This is a genomic window from Subtercola lobariae (assembly GCF_014640255.1).
GTDB lineage: Bacteria > Actinomycetota > Actinomycetes > Actinomycetales > Microbacteriaceae > Subtercola > Subtercola lobariae.
Genome location: NZ_BMGP01000001.1, coordinates 585,048 through 608,328, shown reverse-complemented (window position 1 = coordinate 608,328; position 23,281 = coordinate 585,048). Strand labels below are relative to the sequence as shown.

The following is a 23,281-nucleotide window of genomic DNA, read 5'->3' as shown; positions in this document are numbered from 1 at the left end:
GTCGGGCAGGGCGGTGATCGCGCGGCGGTTGTGTGCGGCGGCGTTCGTCGAGGCGGCGTTCGTCGAGGCCGTCTTCGTCGAGATGGTGCGAATCGGGCGGGTGGCGGTGGAGCTAGACATGATGTGTTTCCTGGCAAAGTTCGAGTTCTGAAACTAGAGTATACCGTCTAGTCGGTACAGTACTCAACTCTACAACTGTTCAGACTATTCCCCAGCGCAGAGGCCGCTTCTCCCGGCGTGGGGGCCCGTGCTCACTACGATGAAGTCATGCCTCAAGCGCCGTCTGCTCGCGATCGTATTCTCGACTCGTTCGAGAACATTTTGATCAACCAGGGCGAACGCACGGCCACTCTCGACGCGGTGGCTGCCGAGGCAGGCGTCAGCAAGGGGGGCCTGCTCTACCATTTCGGGTCGAAAGAGGCTCTGGTCGATGGCCTCGTCGAGCGCCTCAGCGAACTCGTCAGCGCCGATGTGGTGAACATTCGCACCGCACCGGCCGGCGTGGTCGACTACTTCATTCGCAGCTCGGTCAACACCGAGAGCCCGCTCGACCGGGCCATCATCGCCGCCACCCGGCTCGCCCAGGGCTCGCAGCCGAAAGCGCAAGAAGCGCTCAAGTCGATGCAGCGGGCCTGGTTCGACGTGGTTTCTGAGGCGGTGGGCGACCCGGCTGTCGCACGAACGGTGATGCTCATCAGCGACGGCCTCTACTACAACTCGGCCCTTCTGCCTTCGGCGCTGAACGAAACCTCGCACCGCGCCACACAGAGCATGGATGAACTGGTGGGCGTCGTACAGAGCCTCGTGAAAAGTACGACGCCGAGCTGACCTGCCCTCTCAGCCAATGACTTGTAGTGTTGGCGGGTGCAAACACCCGAACCTCGAACGCGACCCGTGCGCCGCTGGCTTCTCGAGGTCTGTGCTGCCGTCGGCGCCGGGCTGATCAGCCTGGCCTTCGCCATTCTGGCGCTGCGCATCTCCCCTGCCGACCTCGCCGAGCGCTGGCAGGTGAGCAGTTCAGACGCCGTGCTGCACTACATGCTGTTCACGAACGCCACCCAGAACTTCTCGTACGCCACGAACCCGGGTCTCGGCTTTCCCACCGGATTCGACGCGTTCTTTCTCGCCCAGGTCGACCTGTCGTCGGCCGTCGTGATGAGCTTGCTCGCCCTGGTGATTCACAACGGCATTCTGCTGGCGAACGTCTTCACTCTGCTGACCTTCGTCACCGCCGCCTTCACAGGCTACTTCTTCTTTCGGGCGTTACGCGTGCGCCCCTGGGTTGCAATTCTGTTCGCCTCGCTGTTCAGCCTTGCGCCGTACCATTTCATTCGCGTCAGCTACGGGCACGCGTTCATCAGTAACTACTGGGCCATTCCCGTCATAGGCATTTTGGTGCTCATGGCTGCGGGGCCGAGTACCGACCCGTTCAGCGCGTGGGCCGCGCGGGCGACGAGCACGCGCGGCCGAGTGGTGCGTCGAATCGCTCCCGCGATCATCCTGGCCGCCCTGGTGGCAACGACTAGCAGCTACTACTTCGTGTTCGGGCTCATCGTGGTGGCAGGGGTGTGGCTCATCGGGGTGGTTTCTGCTCTGATCAGCCGGCAGCGCGTTCGGGGCTTGGGGTGGCAGAGCATTCCGCTCGCGGCGCTCGGTGTGTTCGTGGCAGTCAGCCTCTTTCTGACATCGCGCGACTTCGGTGCGCGGTATCTCTCGTACTCGAACGGGCGGCTGATCGCCGAATCAGAGCTCGATGCCGGCAAGCTGATCACGCTGCTTCTGCCGTGGACGGGCTCTGGCGTTCCCAAACTCATCGCTGCCACGAACAAGTACCTCGCCAACACCGGCGCCATTCCTACCACCGAAGAGCCCGGTTCATCGATCATCGCGTCGGTCGGAATCATCGCCCTTTTCGCCGTACTCGTGGTCTTCGCCGCGAGCAGCACAAAACTCATCGGGCAGACCTGGCTGGGGCGGCTGGTAGCGGATGCTCGCACCAGGGTTCTGGCGTCGGCGATGCTCTGGGCGTTTCTGTTCTACATCGTCACCGGGCTCGGCATTGCCGTGGCGCTCATCATCGGGCCGCAGATCAGAACGTGGGGCAGGCTCAGCATTGTGCTGATCTTGTTCGGTCTCGGGTTCATGGCGCTGCTGCTCGATAGGGTGCCGAAACGTTTCGGCGCGCGGATCATCGTGGCGGCGGCGCTCATTGTGCTGGCCTTCTTCGATCAGATCGCCGGGGTTTCGGCCCGGGTTCCCATCGGAGCGACGGCAGACACCGAGATGAAAGACTTCGTCGCCGCCACCGATGCGGCTCTGCCCGATGGCTGCGGAGTTGCTCAGCTGCCTATCGAGGGCTTTCCCGACCAAGGGCCCATCGGCAACCTCGCCGATTACGACCAGGCGTTGCCTTACCTCTACACGACGCCCGGGCATCTGCGCTTTATCTTCGGCTCAATCTACGGCACCTACGGCTGGGATGTGTGGAAGAACGCGGTCGACGACCCGGCCGCATTCGCGTCGGCCGTCGAATCGACGGGGGTCTGCGCCATTGAGGTCGATCTCGACGGTTATTCTGCCAATGTCGACGGCTGGAAGCCGTTCGTCGAGGCGGCGACCGGCGAGGCGAACCCGACGCCCGCGGTCACCTCGAGCTCAGGCAAGCTGCTGCTTTTCGTGCTGCCCTCTTCGTCGCACTAGTATTTTCACACGCGAACAGGGGGCAGATGTGGTGCAAGAAGTGCAGAAGAACGTCGGCGAATCGGTTGAACGGGAGCCACGGGCATCCGGTTTCACCAGACGCTCGGCGCTGAAGGGTGCGGCGTGGTCTGTGCCCGTCGTCGCTCTCGCGGTGGGCACACCCGCCGCCTCGGCGAGCGGAACGGCGCCGCTCACCTTCGACTTCGTCGCCGCACTGCTGCAGTTGCATACGTCAGACACGTTGGCGGTGCTGATCAAGATCACGAACTCGGGCACCGAGGCGGTCACCGACACGGCAAGCATCACGCTGATGGGAGTGCCTGACGACGAGGTGAGCGTGGCCTACGACCCCACCAAGACGCAGTACGTCGCGCCGCCAGAGTCGAACACCACGAACACGACGGTCGACAACGCGGCATTCATCTTGGCACCGCACACACCGGGCGGCAGCTACCTGCTGACGTCGGCCGGGCCCGTCACGGTGAACCCCGGGGCGCCGCTGTATATCTTCTTCACGGTCACCTGGCCGACGCACAACCACCGCGAGCGGCTGTTCGTCATCACGGGCAGCTTCACCTTCGGCACGCGCACGATCACCGATGCCGCCGACGACGTGGAGATCGACTTCGTCGACGCCTAGCCCGCCGACCGCCACGCTTACTCTCGCGCATGCTCGCGTTGCGCAAGAGCACCTTCGCCGAACTGGCGAGGTGCTCTTGTGCAACGCGGCCGTACGCGGTGGTTGTTACTCGGTGATGTCGATCTCGGTCAGAACGTCTGCCTCAATGGCCTGACGCACGCGCTCGAGTAGCTCGTCGGGGGCGGGCGAGTCGATGGTGAGAACGCTCAGCGCCTTGCCACCCGCATTCGTGCGCGCAATCTGCATGCCCGCGATGTTGATGGAGGCGTCGCCGAACTCTTTGCCGTAGACAGCGACGATGCCGGGGCGGTCGTCGTAGATCATCACGAGCAGGTGCTGCGCGAACGGAACCTCCACGTCGTATCCGTTGATCGAGGTGATCTTCTCGATCTGCTTCGTGCCCGTCAGCGTTCCCGACACCGAGACCTGCGTGCCGTCGCTCAGCGCACCCGAAAGGGTGAGCACGTTGCGGTACTCCTCTGATACGGGGTCGGTGATGAGCCGCACGGTGACCCCGCGCTGCTCGGCGAGCAGCGGAGCATTCACATACGACACCGATTCGCTGACCACATTCGTGAAGATGCCCTTCAGCGCAGCGAGCTTCAGCACGCTCACGTCGAACTCGGCGATCTCGCCCTTCACAATGACGTCGACGCTGGTGAGCGAGCTCGTCGCGAGCCCTGAGAACACCTGACCGAGCTTCTCGATGAGAGCGATACCCGGTCGCACCGAAGGCTCGATCACTCCCCCGGCCACGTTCACCGCGTCGGGCACGAGTTCGCCAGAGAGCGCGAGACGCACCGACTTCGCAACCGAGACGCCCGCCTTCTCTTGCGCTTCGTCAGTGGATGCCCCCAAGTGCGGCGTGACAATGACATTGTCGAGCGCCAGAAGTTCGAGGTTCTTCGGCGGTTCGCTCACGAACACATCGAGCCCGGCGCCCGCAATCACGTTGGTGCTCAGGGCGCGGTACAGGGCGTCTTCGTCGATCAGGCCGCCGCGTGCCACATTCACGATGAACGCCGTGGGCTTCATGAGGGCGAGCTGAGCATCCGAAATCATGCCCGTGGTCTCGGGCGTCTTCGGCATGTGGATGGTCACGAAGTCACTCTGCGCGAGAAGTTCGTCGAGCGACAGCAGGGTCACGCCGAGCTGCTGGGCGCGGGCCGAGGTCACGTAGGGGTCGTACGCGACCACGTTGACGCCGAACGCGTGCAGGCGCTCGGTGATGAGTGCGCCGATACGGCCGAGGCCGATGATGCCGAGCGTCTTCTCGTAGAGTTCGACGCCGGTGTACTTCGACCGCTTCCACTGCCCCTGGGCCAGCGCGGCGTGCGCTGCGGGAATGTGGCGGGCGAGGCTCAGAATGTGCCCGACGGTGAGCTCGGCAGCCGAGATGATGTTCGAGGTGGGCGCGTTGACCACCATAACGCCGGCCGACGTCGCGCTCTTGATGTCGACGTTGTCGAGCCCGACGCCTGCGCGAGCGATGACCTTGAGGTTCGGGGCCGCGGCGATCGCTTCGGCGTCGACCTTCGTTGCCGATCGCACGAGAATGGCGTCAGCCGAGGCCAGGGCGGCGAGCAACGCCGGGCGGTCGGTTCCGTCGACGTTGACCACGTCGAAATCGGGGCCGAGAGCCTCAACGGTAGCGGGTGAGAGTTCTTCTGCGATCAGCACGACCGGTTTTGACACGAAAGTGGTTCCTTACACGGGTTTCGGCATGGGCAGCTGCGCGGGGATCATCACAGCCTGTGGTCGGCGGCGAAATCGCGGGCGACGTTAGCCCCTCAACTTTAGTGCCTGCACAATGGGAGCATGGAACCCGCGACTTTCGACGTCATTCAGCTCGTGATCGCACTGGTTTTCGGGGTCGTGTTCGTGCTGATGGGCATCAACCATTTCGTGCCGGCTTCTCGCCGCACGATGGCGGCCATGATTCCGCCCTCGATGCGGCGCACGGGTCTGCTGCGGCCGGTGAACCTGGTGCTGTTCACGGGAGCGTGCGAGATCGCAGGTGGGGTGGGGCTGTTCATCCCGGAGCTTCGGCCGATTGCTGCCGTGGCTCTGGCCGTGTTCTTGGTGGCCGTATTTCCGGCGAACGCGTATGCGGCCTCACATAAAGACAGGTTCGGGATGCTCGCGGTGCCGCTCGTGCCGCGTGCGATCGCTCAGGTGGTGCTCATCGCGCTGCTACTCGTGGTGGCGTTCGGCTAGAAGCTCGCTATGGGTCAGCGATTCGCGTGGCGATGGCGCACCGGGTGAGGCCGGTGCCGCTAGAACCCGACCAGGCTGCGGAACACGCTCTGCAGGTCGAGCGTGATCACGGCGACCACGGCGAACCCCACGAGAAACACGAGCACGGCGGAACCCGAGCGAGCCCGTCTCGTACCCCACAGCGCAAGCACAAACACCACGACGGGCGCAGCGATCTGGCCGATGATGGTGAGCAGCGCGGGCGTCGGCAGGGCGACTCCGGCGTCGGAGTACGCCTGCAGAACCCCCACGAGGTTCGAGAGTGCCTCGAAGATGTCGAAGGCGTAGAAGACCGCGAACACCACGGCCACGATCCAGCCGGCGCGGCCACGGCGGCGCTTCGCTGTGGAGCGCACTTCGGGCTTTGCCGGCGTTGCGGATGCTTCGGGCACTGCGGATGCGGGCACAGTAGATTCGGCGTCGGTCACAGCTCTCACACTCCCAAGATGAAGGGCCAGGGCACCACCACGACGATGCCCACCAGCAACCAGATCAACCGAACCGCCACCCGCCGCCGAGCCGCGAGCAGCAGCGTCACCAAGAACCACAGAGCCGGAGCGGCAATGGCGGCAACACCTTGAACGTCTTGCCAGACCTCTGCGAATCCGCCCGGATGCAGCGGATTACGAATGAACGCAACCAGCCACCCGATCGTGTAGAGAAAGAAGACGCCGCCGACCACCCCGAAGGTGATGAGGGCGGCCGAGCTCAGCTGCGCGCTGGCCTCTTCGGCGTCGGCGAGTTCATCCTCAACCGCCGCGTCTTCGGCCGCGTCGGCCTGCCTGACTTTCGCGTCGCTGACGGCCACACGGTTCGCTTCGACGACCTCTGCTGTCGGTGCGGCTCCGGATGCCCAACGGGGCGAGCCCGCAGCATCCTGTTTCACCGGCTCGACACCCACGCTCGTCGCGTCTTCGATCGGCTGCTCGCCCGCACCCGTCGCGTCGTCGGCCGGCTCCGCGGAGTCGTGACCAACGTCGGCTCGATCGACCTCGGTGAGGTCGTCATCCGCGGGGTCGTCGTCAGCGAGGTCGGGTGCGACGTACGTCGGGTCGCTCTCGTCACCCCAGCTGAGTGCGTCGTCGTCGGGGCCGCGTTTCATGACTTCAGGTTACCTGCTGGCGGCGGTACACCGGCGCTTCACAACCGCGCACCCGTCGCCGCTCCCGCAGCCGGTGTCATGGCACCTCATGCCGGCGCATCGGTACGATGGGGCCATGACGGCGGTCGACTACTTCATCACGGGCGATCACGATTCGGCCCGCAACGTTCTGGCGGCGGCGCTACGGTCGCAGGGCTTCGAGGTGGCGACCTCGCCACTCGGCGGCTGGAGTGTCACGCGCGGCAGCGTGAGCGCCACGGTGTGGCTCGGCGCGTTCGCGGGCAAGAGCAATCAGCGGCTCGAGTACCAGATGCAGTTCTTCGACTACGAAGGCCAGCTCGTGGCTCGCCTCAATCGCACCAACGGCGCCGGAGCGATGGGCGGCGTGATCGGCGTCTCACGTTCGGCCGACGTCTTCACCGAGCTCGACCAGGCTGTGGGCTCCGAACTCACCCGCCTCGGCCTGCTCGCCAACGTCACCCACCACCCCTAATTCCCCCGCTATCACAAAAGTCCTCCACAACCTGAGGTCTGGAGGACTTTTCGTGATCGCGAGAAACGAACGGGTCAGCACGCAGCGCTACCTTCGGCGTGCGCCGGCCGGGGGCCGGTGCACCAAACAAGCACAGCGTCGGCGAAGCCGACTGCACCGAGGTCAGCGCGCAGCGCTACCTTCCGTGTAGTCGGAGTCGGTCTGCTTCCAGGCGAAGAGGGCACGCAGTTCGCGGCCGGTCTCTTCGATGGGGTGCTGAGCACCCTTCTCGCGCAGCGCCAAGAACTCGGGCGCGCCCGCGTCTTGGTCGGCGATGAAGCGGGCAGCGAACGCACCCGACTGGATGTCGGCCAGAACGGCCTTCATGTTCTCTTTCACGTCGGGCGTGATGACGCGCGGGCCTGAGACGTAGTCGCCGTACTCAGCGGTGTCGGAGACGCTCCAGCGCTGCTTCGCGATGCCGCCCTCCCACATCAGGTCGACGATGAGCTTCAGCTCGTGCAGCACTTCGAAGTACGCGATCTGCGGCTGGTAGCCAGCCTCGACCAGAGTCTCGAAGCCGTACATGACCAGCTGCGAGGTTCCGCCGCAGAGCACGGCCTGCTCGCCGAACAGGTCAGTCTCGGTCTCTTCGGTGAAGGTCGTCTTGATACCGCCGGCGCGGAGACCGCCGATGGCGCGGGCGTACGACCAAGCGAGCGCCCAGGCTGAGCCCGAGGCATCCTCTTCGACCGCAACGATCACGGGAACACCGCGACCGGCTTCGAACTCGCGGCGCACGGTGTGGCCCGGGCCCTTGGGTGCGACGAGCACGACATCGGTGCCCTCAGGCGCCTGAATGTAGCCGAAGCGAATGTTGAAGCCGTGCCCGAAGAGAAGCGTCGAACCCGGCTTGAGGTTCGGAGCGATGTCGGCCGCGTAGATGCCGCGCTGGTGCTGGTCGGGCGCGAGAATGACGATGACGTCAGCCCATGCAGTGGCCTCGGCTACCGAGACGACGTCGAAGCCGGCTTCTTGCGCCTTGGCAATCGACGTCGAGCCCTCTTTGAGGGCGACCTTGACCTCGACGCCCGAGTCGCGCAGGTTCAGCGCATGGGCGTGGCCCTGTGAGCCGTAACCGATGACGGCTACCTTTTTCGACTGGATGAGCGACAGATCGGCGTCTGCGTCATAGAAGATTTCAGTCACGAGTGTTCTTGCTCCTTGTTAGTTGTGTTGCGAATGAGTTAGTTCGATGGCGAATGGTTTGAACGTGAAGATCACGCAGCTGGCTCAGCGAAGATTTATTCGATGCGGCCGCTAGCGGCCGATCAATTCTTATAGACGCGCTCGGTGATCGACTTGCTGCCGCGCCCGATGGCGAGCAGACCCGATTGCGCCAGCTCTTTGATGCCGTACGGCTCGACTACCCGCAAGAACGCGTTCGTCTTGCCGGTGTCGCCGGTGACCTCGATCACCAGAGCATCCGTCGACACATCCACGACGCGAGCGCGGAACAGGTTCACGGCCTCGAGAACATGCGAACGGGTGGAGTTGTCGACCCGAACCTTCACAAGCAGGTGCTCGCGCTGCACCGACTGCGCCTGGTCGAGTTCGACGATCTTGATCACGTTGACCAGTTTGTTGAGCTGCTTCGTGACCTGCTCGAGCGGCAGTTCATCCACATCGACCACAACGGTGATGCGCGAGAGCCCCTCGATTTCGCTGGTGCCCACAGCGAGCGACTCGATGTTGAAGCCGCGGCGGGCAAAAAGCCCGGCGACGCGCGTCAGCAGACCGGGTTTGTCTTCGACGAGAAGTGACAGAACGTGGTGACTCATGGCGCCTACTCCTCTTCCCACTCGGGGGCGTGCTCGCGGGCGTACTGCACCGCTGAGTTGCTGAGCCCCTGCGGCACCATCGGCCAGACCATGGCGTCACGGCTGACCACGAAGTCGATCACCACGGGGCGGTCGTTTGTTTCGATGGCGAGCTTGATCGCGGCATCCACGTCTTCTTTCTTGGTGACACGAATACCGAGAGCACCGTAGGCGTCGGCCATCTTCACGAAGTCGGGAATCATGATGGTTCCGTCGCCCGTGTTGAGGTCGGTGAAGCTGTGGCGGCCGTCGTAGAACAGCGTCTGCCACTGCCGCACCATACCGAGCGACGAGTTGTTGATGATGGCGACCTTGATCGGAATCTTGTTGATGGTGCAGGTGGCCAGCTCTTGGTTGGTCATCTGAAAGCAGCCGTCGCCGTCGATCGCCCACACCGTGCGGTCGGGGTTGGCGACCTTCGCGCCCATGGCGGCAGGCACGCCGTAGCCCATGGTTCCGGCGCCGCCGGAGTTCAGCCACGCGTTCGGGCGCTCGTACTTGATGAACTGCGCGGCCCACATCTGATGCTGACCGACGCCCGAGGCGATGATGCCCTCGGGGCCCGTGATCTGGCCGATGCGCTCGATGACGTACTGCGGCGAAAGCAGGCCGTCTTCGGGCTCGTCGTAGCCGAGCGGGTATTGGCGCTTGAGTTCGCGCAGGCGATCCCACCAGTCAGCCAGCTCGGGCACGCCAGCGGCGGGCGCGGTGGATGCCGTGCCCCCAGCCGCACGCGATGAAGTGGCCGATTCGGCAGCAGCAATCGCAGTAGCGGCGGCGGCGAGATCGGCGAACGCCGACGTCAGATCGATGATGACCTCTTTCGCGTCGCCCACGATCGGCACATCAGCGACCCGGATCTTCGAGATCTCGGCCGGGTCGATGTCGACGTGCACGATCTTGGCGTCGGGCGCGAATTCGCTCACCTTGCCCGTGACCCGGTCGTCGAAGCGCGCGCCGAGCGACACGATGAGGTCGCTTTCTTGCAGCGCCAGAACGGCGGGTACGGTGCCGTGCATTCCGGGCATCCCGAGCGCCTGCGGGTGCGAGTCGGGGAAGGCTCCGCGGGCCATCAGGGTGGTGACCACGGGCACACCCGTAAGCTCGGCGAGCTTCAGCAACTCGGCCGATGCTTCGGCGCGAATGACGCCGCCGCCCACGTAGAAGACGGGGCGCTTGGCCTCTGCCAGCAGAGCGGCGGCAGCCAGAATCTGCTTGCCGTGCGCCTTCGTGACCGGCCGGTAGCCCGGCAGTTCGACCTTGGGCGGCCAGATGAACGGCGCCGAGTTCTGCTGGGTGTCTTTGGTGACGTCGACGAGCACGGGGCCTGGGCGCCCGGTCGAGGCGATGAGGTACGCCGCCGCGATGGTGGCCGGCACGTCTTCGGGGCGCGTCACCAAGAAGGAGTGCTTGGTGATGGGCATGGTGATGCCCACGATGTCGACCTCTTGAAAACCGTCGGTGCCCATCAGGTGCGAAAAGACCTGGCCGGTGATGCAGAGCAGCGGAACCGAATCCATGTAAGCGTCGGCGATGGCGGTGACGAGGTTGGTCGCGCCAGGGCCCGAGGTGGCGATGGCGACGCCCACTTTGCCCGTGGATGCCGCGTACCCCTCGGCAGCGTGACCGGCACCCTGCTCGTGGCGGGTCAAGATGTGCCGAATGGCCGTCGATGACATGAGCTCGTCGTAGAACGGCATGATGGCGCCACCGGGAATGCCGAAGACGTCTTTCACGCCCAGCATCTCGAGCGAGCGCAGAATGGCGCCCGATCCGGTGAGAACTTCGGGTTGGGCCTTCGGCGCGGGTGCGCGCGAGGGCGTGCGGGTATTCGAGGGCACGGGAAGAGATTCCGTGGTCATAAGAAGAAATCCTATTAATCGCAAGCGAGGTGTTGCCGTTTCGCGCCCAGCCCGAAGGCGAGTGCGGGTGAGGCAACCTGGTGAGGCCGTTACCCGGTGATCGCACCCTCAGCGGCTGAGTGCACGAGCTTGGAGTATTTGGCCAGAACGCCACGGGTATAGCGCGGAGGTAGCGGAGCCCAGCCTTCACGGCGGGCTGCAAGCTCAGCGGGTTCGACAAGTAGGTCGAGCGAGCGAGCTGCGATATCGACCCGTATCAGATCACCATCGCGCACGAAGGCAATCGGACCTGCGTCGACCGCTTCGGGTGCTATGTGGCCGATGCACAGGCCGGTTGTGCCGCCCGAGAATCGTCCGTCTGTCAAGAGTAGTACATCTTTGCCGAGCCCCGCGCCCTTGATGGCAGCCGTGATGGCTAGCATTTCGCGCATTCCGGGGCCGCCCTTGGGGCCCTCATAGCGAATCACCACGACGTCGCCGTGCTTGATGTCACCGTTGGTCAGAGCATCCATCGCCGCGCGCTCACGTTCGAAGACCTTCGCGGGGCCTTCGAACACGCTGGCGTCGAAACCGGCCGTCTTCACGACGCCGCCCTCGGGCGCCAGCGAACCCTTGAGCACGGTCAGGCCGCCGGTGGGGTGGATGGGGTTGTCGAGCTTGCGCAGCACGTTGCCGTCGAGCGCGGGGATGTCGAGTTCGGCGAGGTTCTCGGCGAGAGTCTTGCCCGTAACGGTGAGCGCGTCGCCGTGCAGCAGCCCGGCATCCAGCAGCGCCTTCATGAGCACCGGCAGGCCGCCGTGACGGTCGAGGTCGTTCATCACGTACTGGCCGAACGGCTTCATATCGGCGAGGTGCGGAATGGTGTCGCCGATGCGGTTGAAGTCGTCGATGCTGAGGTCGACCTCGGCCTCGTACGCGATGGCGAGCAGGTGCAGAATGACGTTGGTCGAACCGCCGAGCGCCATGGCGACGGCGATGGCGTTCTCGAAGGCGTCTTTGGTGAGGATGTCGCGGGTCGTGATGCCGAGGCGCAGCATGTTCACCACGGCCTCGCCCGACCGGTGTGCGTAGTAGTCACGGCGGCGGTCTGCGCTGGCAGGGGATGCACTGCCGGGCAGGCTCATTCCGAGTGCCTCAGCGACGCTTGCCATGGTGTTCGCCGTGTACATGCCGCCGCACGCGCCTTCGCCGGGCGCGAACGCACACTCGATGCGCTTGGCGTCGGCCTCGCTCATGGTGCCGGCCTTCACGCCGCCGACGGCCTCGAACGAGTCGATGATGGTGATGTCTTTCTCGGTGCCGTCTGACAGTTTCACCCAGCCGGGTGCGATGGAGCCGGCGTAGAGAAACACGCTCGCGAGGTCGAGCCGCGCGGCCGCCATCAGCATGCCGGGCAGCGACTTGTCACAGCCGGCGAGCAGAACTGAGCCATCCAGTCGCTCGGCCTGCATGACCGTTTCGACGGAGTCGGCGATGACCTCGCGCGAGACGAGCGAGAAGTGCATGCCTTCGTGGCCCATCGAGATGCCGTCGGAGACGGAAATGGTGCCGAACTGCAGCGGGTACCCGCCGCCCGAGTGAACGCCCTCTTTCGAGGCCTGCGCGAGGCGGTCGAGCGAGAGGTTGCACGGGGTGATCTCGTTCCACGAGCTCGCAATACCGATCTGCGGCTTCTCCCAGTCGGCGTCGCCCATACCGACCGCGCGCAGCATTCCGCGCGAGGTGGTGGCTTCGATTCCGTCGGTGACGACGCGCGAACGCGGCTTCATGTCTATTTCGGGCATGTTACGAGTCTAGAACGAGCGGAGGGTGCTCTTGCTCCGGCAACCGCCACTCTTGCTACGGTTAGGGGTACGTCACTGGCCGGCGACCTGGTCAGGGAAGGCAGCTCATACGTGAAGTCGTTCGCGAACCGCACTCCGAGGCAGTTACGCTCGCTCAGCCTGCAGATCGTGGCGATTCCCGGAGCGCTGTCGCTGCTCGTTCTGGCGCTCACCGCCGACTTCGACCCCGAGTGGGTTCGCGCGTTCGTCGTACTCGGTGCCATCGCCGGCGTCGGGGTCTGGGTAGTGGCACGGTTCACCAAGCGTGCAACCGGGTATTTCACCCTGCGGGTGATGGCGCTGACCATGATCTTGACGGCGTTGATCGGCATAACGATTCAGCCTGCCGCCATCGGAACCATCACCGCGTTCGTCTTTCTCGGCATCGCGGTTGCAGCATCGGCCTTTCTTTACGTGCGCATGGCCCTGGGTTTCAGCATCGCCTGCACGATTCTCGGCGTGCTGGTCATCATCGTGCGCTCGTCGATTCCGGTCGTGGCGAGCCTCATCTTCATAGCGCTTATGCTCATCACGATTCTTGTGGTTCTCGTACTGCGGCAGTCGCTGCAGGCGGCGCGCGACGAAGCCGTTGCGCTTTCGCTGGCCGACGCACTCACCGGGCTCGCCAACCGACGCAGCATGGAGCTCAACGTTCCGCTGATGAGCGCTTTGGCCGAACGCACCGACCAGCACCTGGGGTGCCTCGTGCTCGACCTCGACCACTTCAAGCGGGTCAACGACACGTACGGCCACCTTGTGGGCGACGATGTGCTGAAGGTCACAGCGGATGCCCTGATCAAAGCAACTCGAAACAGCGACCTCTGCGTGCGGGTCGGCGGCGACGAGTTCTCGGTGTTCACCATCGTGACCGGCAAGTCTGAACTGCAGGCCGTGGCGGAACGGCTTCGGGCGGCTATCGCCGAACTCGGTGTCACCCCGCCTACGACGGTGAGCGTCGGCGGCGCCATCCAGCGGCGCACCGACACACTCGACGCCGTCATGCTCGACGCCGACCGCGCGCTCTACCGGGCCAAATCGACCGGCCGTAACGCGGTACAGATCAGCTAGATCACAAAATCCGCCCTAAGCCCCGCCGCGAAGGGCGATTTTCGTGATCCATGTGTGGGGGCGGGTGGGGGTGGGGCGTCAGGCGCGGGCGCGGAGGGTCGCGAGCAGGGTCAAGACTCCGGCCACCTCGCGGGGGTCGGCCACGCGAAACTCGGCGATGGTTTTGCCGGGGCCGCTTTTGAGGCCGAAGTCGTGCGGGCGCAGCACCGCGAAAGCGTCTTCGTCGGTGACGTCGTCGCCGGCGTAGAAGACGGCGGTCGCCTTGGTGTACTCCTTCAGGTGCAGCAGCGCCTCACCCTTAGTGGCGCTGCGCACCGAGAACTCGATGACGTTCTTGCCCTCACGAACCGTGAGCCCGGCGATCTCGGCTTGCGTCTCGCTGAGCGCCTGCATGTGCGCAATGCGGCTGTCTTTCTCGGTCGCCAGACGGGTGTGCAGCGCAAAACCGGCGGGCTTCTGTTCGACCCACACCTGGTCGAGCCCGGCCGCTACGTCTTCGAGCACGTCGCTAAGCGCTTCGACCTGCTCGAGCTCGACGGTGTTGAGGTCGAGCGTCGTGTCGGGGCTGTCGAGCCGAAACTCCACCCCGTGCGAGCCCACCAGCAGCACCGAATCGGGAACGTTCGCGACGTGCTCCAAGCTGGCCATCGCGCGCCCGGAGATGAGCGCGACGCGGGTGTTGGGCAGCGCGAGCAGGCGTAAGAGAGCCGCGCGAGCCTCGGGCAGGGCGCGGGCGTGCTGCGGATCATCCACTTCGGGAGCAAGCGTGCCGTCGAAGTCGAGCGCGACCAGCAGTTTCGATTCGCGGCTCAGCAGGGTGAGCTTGTCGACGAGTGCGGCGCTGTCGTCAGAGTCGCGGATGCTCGGGGTTGACGCAAGCGTGCCACTCACGACTGCTCGTCGCCGCCATTCGCTGATTCACTGGCCGATTCGTCAGCCGCTGCCGCCGCGTCGGCCGAACTCTGAGCCAGGGTCTGGTCGGCGAGGGCGTCGAGAAACGACTTCGACCAGCGCGCCACGTCGTGCTCTTTGACCCGCTTGCGAAGCGATCGCATGCGGCGCGAACGCTCGTGCCGCGGCATCTGCATGGCACGCAAGATGGCCTCTTTGAGCCCCTCGATGTCGTGCGGATTGACGAGCAGCGCGGCCTTGAGTTCGTCTGCTGCACCGGCGAACTCGCTCAGCACGAGAACGCCGTCGTTGTCGAAGCGGGTGGCCACATACTCCTTGGCGACGAGGTTCATGCCGTCTCGAAGCGCGGTGACCAGCATGATGTCGGCCGCGAGATAAAGCGCCACCATCTCGTCGCGAGGGCGACCCTGGTGCAAGTAACTGATGGCCGTGTGGCTGATGGTGCTGAAGTCACCGTTGATGCGGCCGACCGTCAGCTCGATCTCGTCTCGCAGAGTCATGTAGGTCTGCACACGTTCACGACTCGGGCTGGCCACCTGAACCAGGCTCGCATCGGCCACACTGATCTTGCCCTCGGCGAGCAGCTCACCGTAGGCCTTCAGTCGGTGGCCGATGCCCTTCGTGTAATCGAGGCGGTCGACGCCCAGCATCACGATCTCGGGGTCGCCGAGTTCTTGCCTGATCTCGCGGGCCCGGGCCTGAATCTCGGGCCTGTGCGCCAGCTCTTCGAAGCTCGCGGCGTCGATCGAGATGGGAAAAGCGCGGGCCGTCACCGTGCGAACCTGGTGCCCACGGCGAGAGACTTTGGCGCGAAGTGGGTTGCCTTGAACCTCGGCCTCGTCTTCGATGGGCACCTCGATGGTGGCGCCTTTGGTGGTGTACCCGGTGAGACGCCGAACCGCTCGGCTGAAATTGCCGGCGTCTGCGACTCTTTGAAAACCGATGACATCGGCACCGAGCAGACCCTCGACGATCTGCGTTCGCCACGGCAGCTGGGAAAAGATGCCATATGCCGGAAACGGAATATGGTTGAAGAACCCGATGACGAGATCGGGGCGGCTCTCGCGCAGCATCTTCGGAACCAGCTGCAGTTGGTAATCCTGCACCCACACCGTGGCGCCCTGGGCTGCAACAGCCGCTGCCGCGTCTGCGAACCGCTGATTCACGATCAGGTAGGAATCCCACCAATCGCGGTGGTACGTGGGCGGCGCGATGACGTCGTGGTAGAGCGGCCAGAGCGTGTCGTTCGAGAAGCCCTCGTAGTAGAACTCCACGTCTTCGGCGCTGAGCGAAACCGGCACGATCGAGATGCCGTCGTTCTCGAACGGCTCGGAGTGATCGCCGGCGACGCCGGCCCAGCCGACCCAGGCTCCATCGCTCTCGCGCATCACTGGTTCGAGGGCCGTTACGAGGCCGCCCGGAGATGCCCGCCAACTCTCAGAACCGTCGGCTGCGACCACTTTGTCGACAGGCAATCGGTTCGACACGACCACGAGCGAGTAGGTGCCGCTCGCGTCGTCGGGAGTAGTTTCAGAAGAGATAGCGCATCCTTGTTCATCTCGATGCCCGGCATAGGGCACGGGCGATGCATCCACGGTACCAGCCACGCCCGCGCACTCGCTGGTCACCCTTGTGCTACGCGCTATTCAGCTTAAGGAGGCCGGGTGTTCGACGGGCACCTGCTGCCGGGCTACGGCGGCGAGCCTGTTCAGGAGGTGCTCGTCTAAGAAGGCGAAGAAGGCGCTGAATACCCAGCGCCAAGCTTCACAGTCTGCCTCACAGTAACCGGTTGCGGCAGCCCTATTTCTAGCGCCGCCACATGCCCTAACGTAGAACGAAACGGAAAGTGGCCCCTATGCGCAAGTTCATCTTCAACTCCAGCATCATCGGCGCGGTTGCGAGCGGATTCGCCGTGATTCAGACCACTCGCAAAGGCCCGCGCGACTGGCGCCTTGCACTCATGTGGGTGAGCTGGGCGCTCACCATCGCTCTCGCGGTAGGCAGCGTGCTGCAGGATGACCGTGACGCCCGCGAGCTAGAAAACTCCTGATCTGCAGCTGATTTTGCTCTGAGCTACGGCGTGTTGACCGGCTCATTCTGCGCGCGAGCGCACACTGTACCTACGTACGAGTCGTGAGAGGTGCAGGTCATGATCGGTTGGCGGCGTAAGGCCAAGGCAGAACGCGAGAACGTCATGAGTTCTGAGCGACTCTACGACCTCGTCAACCAGACTCTGCTGAGCAACTTCGGGCCGCTGGGTTCGTACGCGATTGCGCGCCGCGAAGCGAGCGACAACGACGACATCTTTCACACGATGCTCGCGTCATCGGTGGCCCACAACATCGTCTCGAGCTTGATCGAGCACAAGGCAGTGGTCGTGGATGAGTCGGCCGGTTCGACAGGTTCGGTGCCCGCCCCGGTGTCGCTTGCACCTATCGATCTCGTACCGGTGCCCGCCGAGCTGGCGGCCGCTGTCACCGCTCTGCGCGATAGACCGGTTGCACCAATTGCGCCGTTGCCCGTGGAGATCGCTGTGGTGGTGAGCAGCGGTGACTACGCGACTGCCGCCGTGGCCGAGCTCGCCGCAAGCGAAATGGCGCACGCCGAACCCGCGCGCCTCGCCTCGGCCGACGCTAGCTGACCGCGCGTCAAGATAGGTCGCAAGGGTCAGATGCGCGGCCAGAGGGTGGGGCCTTCGCTGCCGGCACGGTAGCTGTCGATGGGAACCTCGTCGTCGTGCCACGCCTTGACCACAGGCGCAACGATGCGCCAGCCCTCGACAGCCGAGTCTCCGCGAACCGAGAGTGACGAGTCACCATCGAGAATTCCGGCGAGAACCTCTCGGTAGGCGAGCAGCTGACCGTCGCCGAAGTGGGCGTCGAGGCTGATGCGCTCAAGCTCGTAGGGGTCACCCGGGCCGTTGACGTTGATTTCGAGCGACATTTGGTCTGGTGCGAGAAAAACTCGCAGCACCGTCGGATCGTTGTGCCCCTTAAGGCCCACCGGCAGCTGCCGGGCGGCACGGAACGTGATGACGATTTCACGCCGGCGTTCGGCGAGCGCCTTGCCCGAACGCAAGGTGAACGGAATGCCGGCCCACCGCCAGGTATTCACTTCGAACGTCACCTCGGCGAGCGTCTCGGTCTCGCGCTTGGGGTCGACGCCCTGTTCGTCGACGTACGACGGCAGGTTGCGGCCTTGCACCTCGCCGGCCGTGTACCTGGCCCGACGACTGCTGGCGATAGCGTCGCCCTGCCACACCCGCGTCGCCCGCAGCACGAGCTGTTTCGCGTCTCGCAGGTCGTGCGAGCGCAGAGTCGACGGCGGCTCCATGGCGACAACCGCCATCACCTGCAAGAGGTGACTCTGAATCATGTCGACCAGCGCGCCCGCGGTGTCGTAGTAACGGGCACGGCCCTCGAGCGCCAACTGCTCGTCGTAGATGATCTCGACCTTTTCGATGTGTTCGGCGTTCCACACCGGCTCGAAGATGCGGTTCGCAAAGCGCAGGCCCAAGAGGTTGAGCACCGTCGACCGGCCGAGAAAGTGGTCGACCCGATGAATCTGCTCTTCGGGCACGAGCTTCAGTAGAAGGGCATTGAGGTCAATGGCGCTCTGTTCATCAATGCCGAACGGCTTCTCCAGGGCGAGTGAGATGCCTTCAGGCAACGTCACCTCTTGCAGCGCGGCGCACGCGGCGGCAGCCACGGCTGGAGGCAACGCGAAGTAGATGGCCGGCACGCCCTCGCAGGCATCGAGAATCTTCTGCAAGTCGGCCGACTTCGTCACGTCTGCCTGAAAATAGTGCGAACCCTCGAGGATGCTCGCAACGGTCGCACCCGAAGCATTCTCTTCAGCGAACGAGCTCGTGATCACCTCGTGCCACTTCGCGTCATCCCACGCCTCGCTGCCTGCGCCGATGAGCGTGAGTTTGCGCTCGGGCTCAGACGTGAGAAGCTGCGCCAATCCGGGCAGCAGCAGACGCGCGGAAAGGTCTCCGCTCGCTCCGAGAATGACGAGGGTTCCGATCAATTGACTCATGTGCTCACCCTAGAACACCCGAGCTGGACTTACGGCGCAGGAACCACCGATGGCGCGTCGGAGGGCGTTGCAGACGAACCAGGGTCGGGCGCCGACGAATCGGGCGGCGTGCTCGGGTCGGGGCTGCTGGGGTCTGTCGGCGGGGTCGGGTCGCTCGTCGGCCCGGAATCGACCGGCGGCGCCGAGTCAGCCGGAGGAGCCGGGTCGACAGGGGGCGCGGGATCGACGGGGGCCGGATCGGTAGCGACGGGGTTGTCGGGCGTGCTGGCACCCGATTCGGAATCGCCCGATCCCGAACCTTGAGCGTCGGATGAATTACCCGAATTGTTCGAGTCGTACGAGCCCGAATCGTCGGAGTAACCCGAGTCGTCGCTCGACCCCGCGCTGGGGTCGGCCGACGGGGTGACGGGAGCCGGCGTACTCACCACCGCGACCGGAGGCGCAGCAACAGCGGCTGCAGCGCTCGGGGTAGGGGTAGGGGTAGGCGTCGCAATGATCGTGATCGACACCGGCGCCGAAGTCTCGTGCGGCGCGGTGCGTTCGAGAGCGACGCCGCAGAGCGCGGCAGTGCCCCCAGCGGCCACCACAAAGGCTGCCACCAGCGGAACACCGCGGGGAACCGCGCGCGCGACGCGCTTTCCACGCTGCGCCAAGTCATTCAGGAATGCCACCGTGCGATTTTACGTGAGAAAGCACGTTTTTGACCCGTTGGGGTTACAAATGGTTACATTGCCGTAATCAGGGCATCATGCTCGTCAAAGCTCATCGAGCGGCGTTCCGTCACTCAGTGTGAACGCAGCTGAGGTCAGTGCGTGACGGCGACGATGACGAGCACCGCGGTCACCGCCGTCAAGATCGTCAGGCCGGTCGCTGTGAAAGCACGCTTGACGCCTGCTCGTGGATCATTCGAGTGAGAAATTTCGCTCTGCGTCATGGCGGTCTCCTTCGACCGGTCAAATGGTGCAAATTGATGGTTGGGCACGTGCTGAACTGCAACATTTCGGTGCGAAATCGGGTAAATCGGGTCAAGCACCGAATGGAGCGTAGCAGCAAAACTCGGGTCGCTGTGCGAGCTTTGCGGCGTGGAATTAATATCGTCGCGATTCGTGTTTCAGACGACACCAGAACAAGGGGTGCACCCCCCGGGACTTGAACCCGGAACCCACTGATTAAGAGTCAGTTGCTCTGCCAATTGAGCTAGAGGTGCGCGCGACCCGGAGAATAACCCGAGCCGAGGATAAACATTAGCATGAGGAGATGGCCGGAGCGAACCGGCTGCGCGACAACCTCGAGGGCTCTCATGACTGACACTTCTGAACGACTGACCGCCGGAGCTGTCGCTCCCGATTTCACGCTCGACGACTCCACCGGCAAGCCCGTGAGCCTGGCCGACTACCGCGGGCAGAAGGTCGTGGTCTACTTCTATCCAGCCGCCGGAACGCCGGGCTGCACGAAAGAAGCGTGCGACTTTCGCGACAACATCAATTCACTGAAGAGCGCCGGCTACCAGGTGCTCGGCATCTCGAAAGACGCACCCGCAGCCCTGGCGAAGTTCGCCGAGGAGCAGGGTCTGAGCTTTCCGCTGCTCTCTGACGTCGACCACACCGTTCATAAGGCCTACGCCGCATACGGTGAGAAGTCGCTGTACGGCAAAACCGTGACCGGCGTGCTGCGGTCGACATTCGTGCTCGACGAAAACGGGGTCATCGCGCTCGCGCTCTACAACGTGAAAGCGACCGGACACGTGGCATCGCTTCGAAAGAAGCTCGGACTCGACGCGTAACCCGGGATCGCCTCCACTTGACGCAGAAGCCCGCTAAGCGGCAGCAAAAGGTGCTTCTTCGTCAACTGGTCGCGGGCGGGCGGGCGCGGGTCAGATTTCGCGGCGGGTGACGGCAACCACTTGGGGTGCCAGCAGCAGAGCGATGCCCAGGAGGCCAGCGATGAGAAGGGGCCAACCGTCGTCGGGGCTGCCGAAGATGCCCTGAAAGCAGCAGATGGCCACGATGATCTGAAGCACCTGCCAGGTGAGCGCCGAACCCCTCGTCCATGGGCGCAGACGGAAGACGCCGATGGCGGTCACCAGAACCCAGAGGCCGGCCGCGAGAACCATCACGATGAGCGCGATGGCCGATGAGTAAATCTCGGGCGGTGCCTGCAGCAGCTGCGTGATCTGCCAGGCACCCACAGCGAGCACTACGAATGACTCCGCGAGAAGTAACAGACCGAGAACGATTAGCAGCACGGGGCGGCGCTGCCGGGCATCCAATCGCCCGGATTCGGCGGAATTCTGCGTTTCTGAGTGATCGTCCATAGCTCCGTACCTTCAGAAAACCCTTGATTTGCCACTACCAGTATGCGACCATATTTGAGGTCGATTGTTGCTCACAATGTCGTGGGGGTGCGACGTGAGATTAATCCCAAGCACCCATTGCTGGTCTATACGCTGACGCGTTCATTTGAGTGCGTTCGTCGGGCTGAACGCACAGCGGGTTACACCCGTTTTCGCTGTGCTGACGGCGCGTGAAGTGCAGTCCAACACAAGCGTAAAGCGGTCGAACATACCCGAACTGAGGTCTCTCGACCGAAGCACCCGCAACACCAAGGAGTACCCCCGATGGATTGGCGCGACAAAGCCGCTTGCTTGACCGCAGACCCTGAACTGTTTTTTCCCGTAGGCAACACCGGCCCCGCCGTCGACCAGATCGACAAGGCTAAAGCTGTGTGTGCGCGCTGCTCGGTGACAGAGATCTGTCTGCAATACGCACTCGAAACCGGGCAAGACAGCGGCGTGTGGGGTGGCCTCAGCGAAGACGAGCGCCGTGCCCTCAAGCGTCGTGCGGCTCGCGCTCGCCGCGCTTCCTAGCCGCTCGCGCTCGTCAGCGCCTCGAACCAACCCTCGTTCGGCTCAGGCTGCGCGCTTCTTCAGCCACCGAAACGGAATTTCGATGGTCACGACTGTGCCGCTGCCGACCATGGTGTGCCAGTCGATGATGCCGCCCAGTTCGCCCTGGATCAGGGTTCGAACGATCTGGGTTCCGAGACCCGAGCCCACCTTGCCTTCGGGCAACCCTGAACCCGTGTCACGCACCTCGACCGTCAGGGTCTCTTCTGACCGGCTCGCCACGATCTCGACCTGACCCTCTTGGCCGGCCAGCCCGTGCTCGACCGCGTTCGTCACAAGCTCGGTGAGAGCGAGCGCGAGCGGTGTGGCGTATTCGCTCGGCAGCACCCCGAAGCTGCCGCTGAACTTCGGGTGCACGGTGGTGTTGTGCGCCGAAGCGACCTCGGTGACGAGCATCAGCACCCGCTCGAACACCACGTCGAAATCGACGCGCTGGCTCAGCCCCTCAGAGAGCGTGTCGTGCACCACCGCGATGGCGGCGACGCGGCGCATGGCCTGCGACAGGGCATCCTTCGCGTCGTCTGAATGCGTTCGGCGGGCCTGAATACGCAAGAGCGACGCCACGGTCTGCAAGTTGTTCTTGACACGGTGGTGAATCTCGCGAATCGTGGCGTCTTTGGTGATGAGCTCACGTTCGTCGTGCCGCAGCTCGGTGACGTCGCGGCAGAGCACAATGGCGCCGAACCGCTGACCTCTGGTGCGCAGCGGAATCGCGCGCAGCGAGACGGTAACGCCCTTCGCCTCGACATCGGTGCGCCATGGCGCCCGGCCGGTGACGACCAGCGGCAGAGATTCGTCGACGACGAGCGTTCCGTTCAGAAGCTGCGTGGTGACTTCGGCCAACGACTGACCCTCGAGTTCTTCGCCGAAACCCATTCGGTTGAAAGCCGACAGGCCGTTGGGGCTGGCAAACGTGACGGTTCCGTCGGCATCGAGCCGAATGAGACCATCGGATGCCCGGGGTGCGCCGCGCCGCGGCCCGGTCGGAGCACCCAGATCAGGAAAATCGCCGGCGGCGATCATGGCGAAGAGGTCGTTCGCGCACTCGTTGAAGGTCAGCTCTTGGCGGCTCGGCGTGCGTGCCTCGCTGAGGTTCGTGTGCCTCGTCACGACGGCAATGGGCGTTTCGGTGGTCTTCGTGTCGCTTTGGCTGAGGCGCCGCAAGACCGGAACCGCTCGCACTCTCGTGGGCGTCTCTTCGTACCAGTCAGGCGCGGCGGTGTCGACGATCTTCGCGCTCTGAAACGCATCAGTGACCTGTTTACGCCACTCTGCTTTGACGGCCTGACCGACGAAGTCGCGGTAGAAGAGCGTGGCCGAGCTGGATGGCCGGGCGTGCGCCACGGCAACGAAACTGCCATCGCTCGACGGCACCCAGAGCACGATATCGGCGAAGGCCAAGTCGGCGAGAAGCTGCCAGTCACCGACGAGCAGGTGCAGCCACTCGATATCAGCCTCAGTGGAATTGCCCTGCGCCAACACGAGATCGCTCAAAGTAGACACGAGAACTAGCCTACGGCCCAATGTGCCGAGCTCGTTGCGACGACCTCTCCTGCCCAGGATGCGGCCAGGCGCTCTTATCCACAATCGCGCCCGGGCGCTTTACACGAACAAGTGCAC

24 protein-coding genes and 1 tRNA gene are annotated in these 23,281 nt (G+C 64.2%); 10 read left to right on the top strand and 15 right to left on the bottom strand.

Features of this window, described 5'->3' with window-relative positions; genetic code table 11:
- Positions 1-267: 267 nt before the first annotated feature.
- The 3 genes from IEX24_RS02805 to IEX24_RS02795 are packed head-to-tail and all read left to right on the top strand — an operon-like array spanning position 268 to position 3,340.
- Positions 268-828 (top strand): TetR/AcrR family transcriptional regulator, encoded by a 561-nt coding sequence (locus IEX24_RS02805; protein ID WP_188673329.1) that lies wholly within the window; start codon positions 268-270, stop codon positions 826-828.
- 36 nt (positions 829-864) lie between these two features.
- Positions 865-2,700 (top strand): hypothetical protein, encoded by a 1,836-nt coding sequence (locus IEX24_RS02800; RefSeq protein WP_188673326.1) that lies wholly within the window; start codon positions 865-867, stop codon positions 2,698-2,700.
- A 28-nt stretch (positions 2,701-2,728) separates the two neighbouring features.
- Entirely contained in the window at positions 2,729-3,340 is a 612-nt protein-coding gene (locus IEX24_RS02795) for a hypothetical protein (protein ID WP_188673323.1), read from the top strand.
- A 105-nt stretch (positions 3,341-3,445) separates the two neighbouring features.
- Here the strand turns inward: IEX24_RS02795 and serA are convergent, their stop codons facing one another.
- On the bottom strand, positions 3,446-5,035 hold the full coding sequence (gene serA / locus IEX24_RS02790) for a phosphoglycerate dehydrogenase (RefSeq protein WP_188673321.1): 1,590 nt from the start codon (positions 5,033-5,035) through the stop codon (positions 3,446-3,448).
- Positions 5,036-5,158: 123 nt separating this feature from the next.
- On the opposite strand from serA, the gene IEX24_RS02785 reads away from it, so the two are divergent.
- Positions 5,159-5,557 (top strand): DoxX family protein, encoded by a 399-nt coding sequence (locus tag IEX24_RS02785; protein ID WP_188673319.1) that lies wholly within the window; start codon positions 5,159-5,161, stop codon positions 5,555-5,557.
- 59 nt (positions 5,558-5,616) lie between these two features.
- On the opposite strand, the gene IEX24_RS02780 is transcribed toward IEX24_RS02785, so the two are convergent.
- Both IEX24_RS02780 and IEX24_RS02775 read right to left on the bottom strand, forming a co-directional pair.
- Entirely contained in the window at positions 5,617-6,024 is a 408-nt protein-coding gene (locus tag IEX24_RS02780; RefSeq protein WP_188673317.1) for a hypothetical protein, read from the bottom strand.
- Positions 6,025-6,029: 5 nt separating this feature from the next.
- Positions 6,030-6,698 carry a hypothetical protein gene (locus IEX24_RS02775; RefSeq protein WP_188673315.1) on the bottom strand — a complete coding sequence of 223 codons (669 nt, stop codon included), beginning with the start codon at positions 6,696-6,698 and terminating at the stop codon, positions 6,030-6,032.
- Positions 6,699-6,813: 115 nt separating this feature from the next.
- Between IEX24_RS02775 and IEX24_RS02770 the strand changes: the two genes are divergently transcribed.
- A complete protein-coding gene (locus IEX24_RS02770) occupies positions 6,814-7,191 on the top strand; it encodes a hypothetical protein (RefSeq protein WP_188673313.1) in 378 nt (125 codons plus the stop codon).
- Between the two features lie 162 nt (positions 7,192-7,353).
- Here IEX24_RS02770 and ilvC read toward each other — a convergent pair whose 3' ends face one another.
- The 4 genes from ilvC to ilvD all read right to left on the bottom strand — a co-directional run bounded on the left by ilvC (position 7,354) and on the right by ilvD (position 12,696).
- Positions 7,354-8,379 carry a ketol-acid reductoisomerase gene (ilvC, locus tag IEX24_RS02765; RefSeq protein WP_188673310.1) on the bottom strand — a complete coding sequence of 342 codons (1,026 nt, stop codon included), beginning with the start codon at positions 8,377-8,379 and terminating at the stop codon, positions 7,354-7,356.
- Positions 8,380-8,501: 122 nt separating this feature from the next.
- On the bottom strand, positions 8,502-9,011 hold the full coding sequence (ilvN, locus tag IEX24_RS02760; protein ID WP_188673308.1) for an acetolactate synthase small subunit: 510 nt from the start codon (positions 9,009-9,011) through the stop codon (positions 8,502-8,504).
- Between the two features lie 5 nt (positions 9,012-9,016).
- The gene (locus tag IEX24_RS02755) at positions 9,017-10,912 is read right to left on the bottom strand and encodes an acetolactate synthase large subunit (protein ID WP_188673287.1); all 1,896 of its coding nucleotides are present in this window, start codon (positions 10,910-10,912) and stop codon (positions 9,017-9,019) included.
- A gap of 89 nt (positions 10,913-11,001) precedes the next feature.
- The gene (gene ilvD / locus IEX24_RS02750; RefSeq protein WP_188673284.1) at positions 11,002-12,696 is read right to left on the bottom strand and encodes a dihydroxy-acid dehydratase; all 1,695 of its coding nucleotides are present in this window, start codon (positions 12,694-12,696) and stop codon (positions 11,002-11,004) included.
- A 111-nt stretch (positions 12,697-12,807) separates the two neighbouring features.
- Between ilvD and IEX24_RS02745 the strand changes: the two genes are divergently transcribed.
- Positions 12,808-13,803, top strand: coding sequence for a GGDEF domain-containing protein (locus IEX24_RS02745; protein WP_188673281.1), 996 nt, complete (start codon positions 12,808-12,810; stop codon positions 13,801-13,803).
- A gap of 78 nt (positions 13,804-13,881) precedes the next feature.
- Here IEX24_RS02745 and otsB read toward each other — a convergent pair whose 3' ends face one another.
- Both otsB and otsA read right to left on the bottom strand, forming a co-directional pair.
- Positions 13,882-14,694 (bottom strand): trehalose-phosphatase, encoded by an 813-nt coding sequence (otsB, locus tag IEX24_RS02740; RefSeq protein WP_188673266.1) that lies wholly within the window; start codon positions 14,692-14,694, stop codon positions 13,882-13,884.
- Positions 14,691-16,256: an alpha,alpha-trehalose-phosphate synthase (UDP-forming) gene (gene otsA, locus IEX24_RS02735; RefSeq protein WP_307821412.1), complete on the bottom strand. Its 1,566-nt coding sequence runs from the start codon at positions 16,254-16,256 to the stop codon at positions 14,691-14,693. Before otsA ends, otsB begins: the two co-directional genes overlap by 4 nt.
- 314 nt (positions 16,257-16,570) lie before the next feature.
- Here otsA and IEX24_RS02730 point away from each other — a divergent pair, with 314 nt between their 5' ends.
- Positions 16,571-16,765 (top strand): hypothetical protein, encoded by a 195-nt coding sequence (locus tag IEX24_RS02730; protein WP_188673251.1) that lies wholly within the window; start codon positions 16,571-16,573, stop codon positions 16,763-16,765.
- 99 nt (positions 16,766-16,864) lie between these two features.
- Complete coding sequence (locus tag IEX24_RS02725; RefSeq protein ID WP_188673248.1) at positions 16,865-17,356, top strand: hypothetical protein; 492 nt, start codon at positions 16,865-16,867, stop codon at positions 17,354-17,356.
- 26 nt (positions 17,357-17,382) lie between these two features.
- Here IEX24_RS02725 and IEX24_RS02720 read toward each other — a convergent pair whose 3' ends face one another.
- From IEX24_RS02720 to IEX24_RS02710, 4 genes are all read right to left on the bottom strand, one after another.
- Positions 17,383-18,756 (bottom strand): glucose-6-phosphate dehydrogenase, encoded by a 1,374-nt coding sequence (locus IEX24_RS02720; protein WP_188673245.1) that lies wholly within the window; start codon positions 18,754-18,756, stop codon positions 17,383-17,385.
- Between the two features lie 29 nt (positions 18,757-18,785).
- Entirely contained in the window at positions 18,786-19,427 is a 642-nt protein-coding gene (locus IEX24_RS02715; RefSeq protein ID WP_188673242.1) for a hypothetical protein, read from the bottom strand.
- Between the two features lie 134 nt (positions 19,428-19,561).
- Positions 19,562-19,690: a hypothetical protein gene (locus tag IEX24_RS19805; protein WP_268236216.1), complete on the bottom strand. Its 129-nt coding sequence runs from the start codon at positions 19,688-19,690 to the stop codon at positions 19,562-19,564.
- Positions 19,691-19,890: 200 nt separating this feature from the next.
- Positions 19,891-19,963, bottom strand: a tRNA-Lys gene (locus IEX24_RS02710).
- A 93-nt stretch (positions 19,964-20,056) separates the two neighbouring features.
- Here IEX24_RS02710 and bcp point away from each other — a divergent pair.
- Positions 20,057-20,539 carry a thioredoxin-dependent thiol peroxidase gene (bcp, locus tag IEX24_RS02705; protein WP_188673239.1) on the top strand — a complete coding sequence of 161 codons (483 nt, stop codon included), beginning with the start codon at positions 20,057-20,059 and terminating at the stop codon, positions 20,537-20,539.
- 90 nt (positions 20,540-20,629) lie between these two features.
- On the opposite strand, the gene IEX24_RS02700 is transcribed toward bcp, so the two are convergent.
- On the bottom strand, positions 20,630-21,070 hold the full coding sequence (locus IEX24_RS02700; protein ID WP_188673236.1) for a hypothetical protein: 441 nt from the start codon (positions 21,068-21,070) through the stop codon (positions 20,630-20,632).
- Between the two features lie 303 nt (positions 21,071-21,373).
- Between IEX24_RS02700 and IEX24_RS02695 the strand changes: the two genes are divergently transcribed.
- Entirely contained in the window at positions 21,374-21,622 is a 249-nt protein-coding gene (locus IEX24_RS02695) for a WhiB family transcriptional regulator (protein WP_137835978.1), read from the top strand.
- Positions 21,623-21,664: 42 nt separating this feature from the next.
- Here the strand turns inward: IEX24_RS02695 and IEX24_RS02690 are convergent, their stop codons facing one another.
- The gene (locus tag IEX24_RS02690) at positions 21,665-23,164 is read right to left on the bottom strand and encodes a sensor histidine kinase (protein WP_188673233.1); all 1,500 of its coding nucleotides are present in this window, start codon (positions 23,162-23,164) and stop codon (positions 21,665-21,667) included.
- Positions 23,165-23,281: the final 117 nt, after the last annotated feature.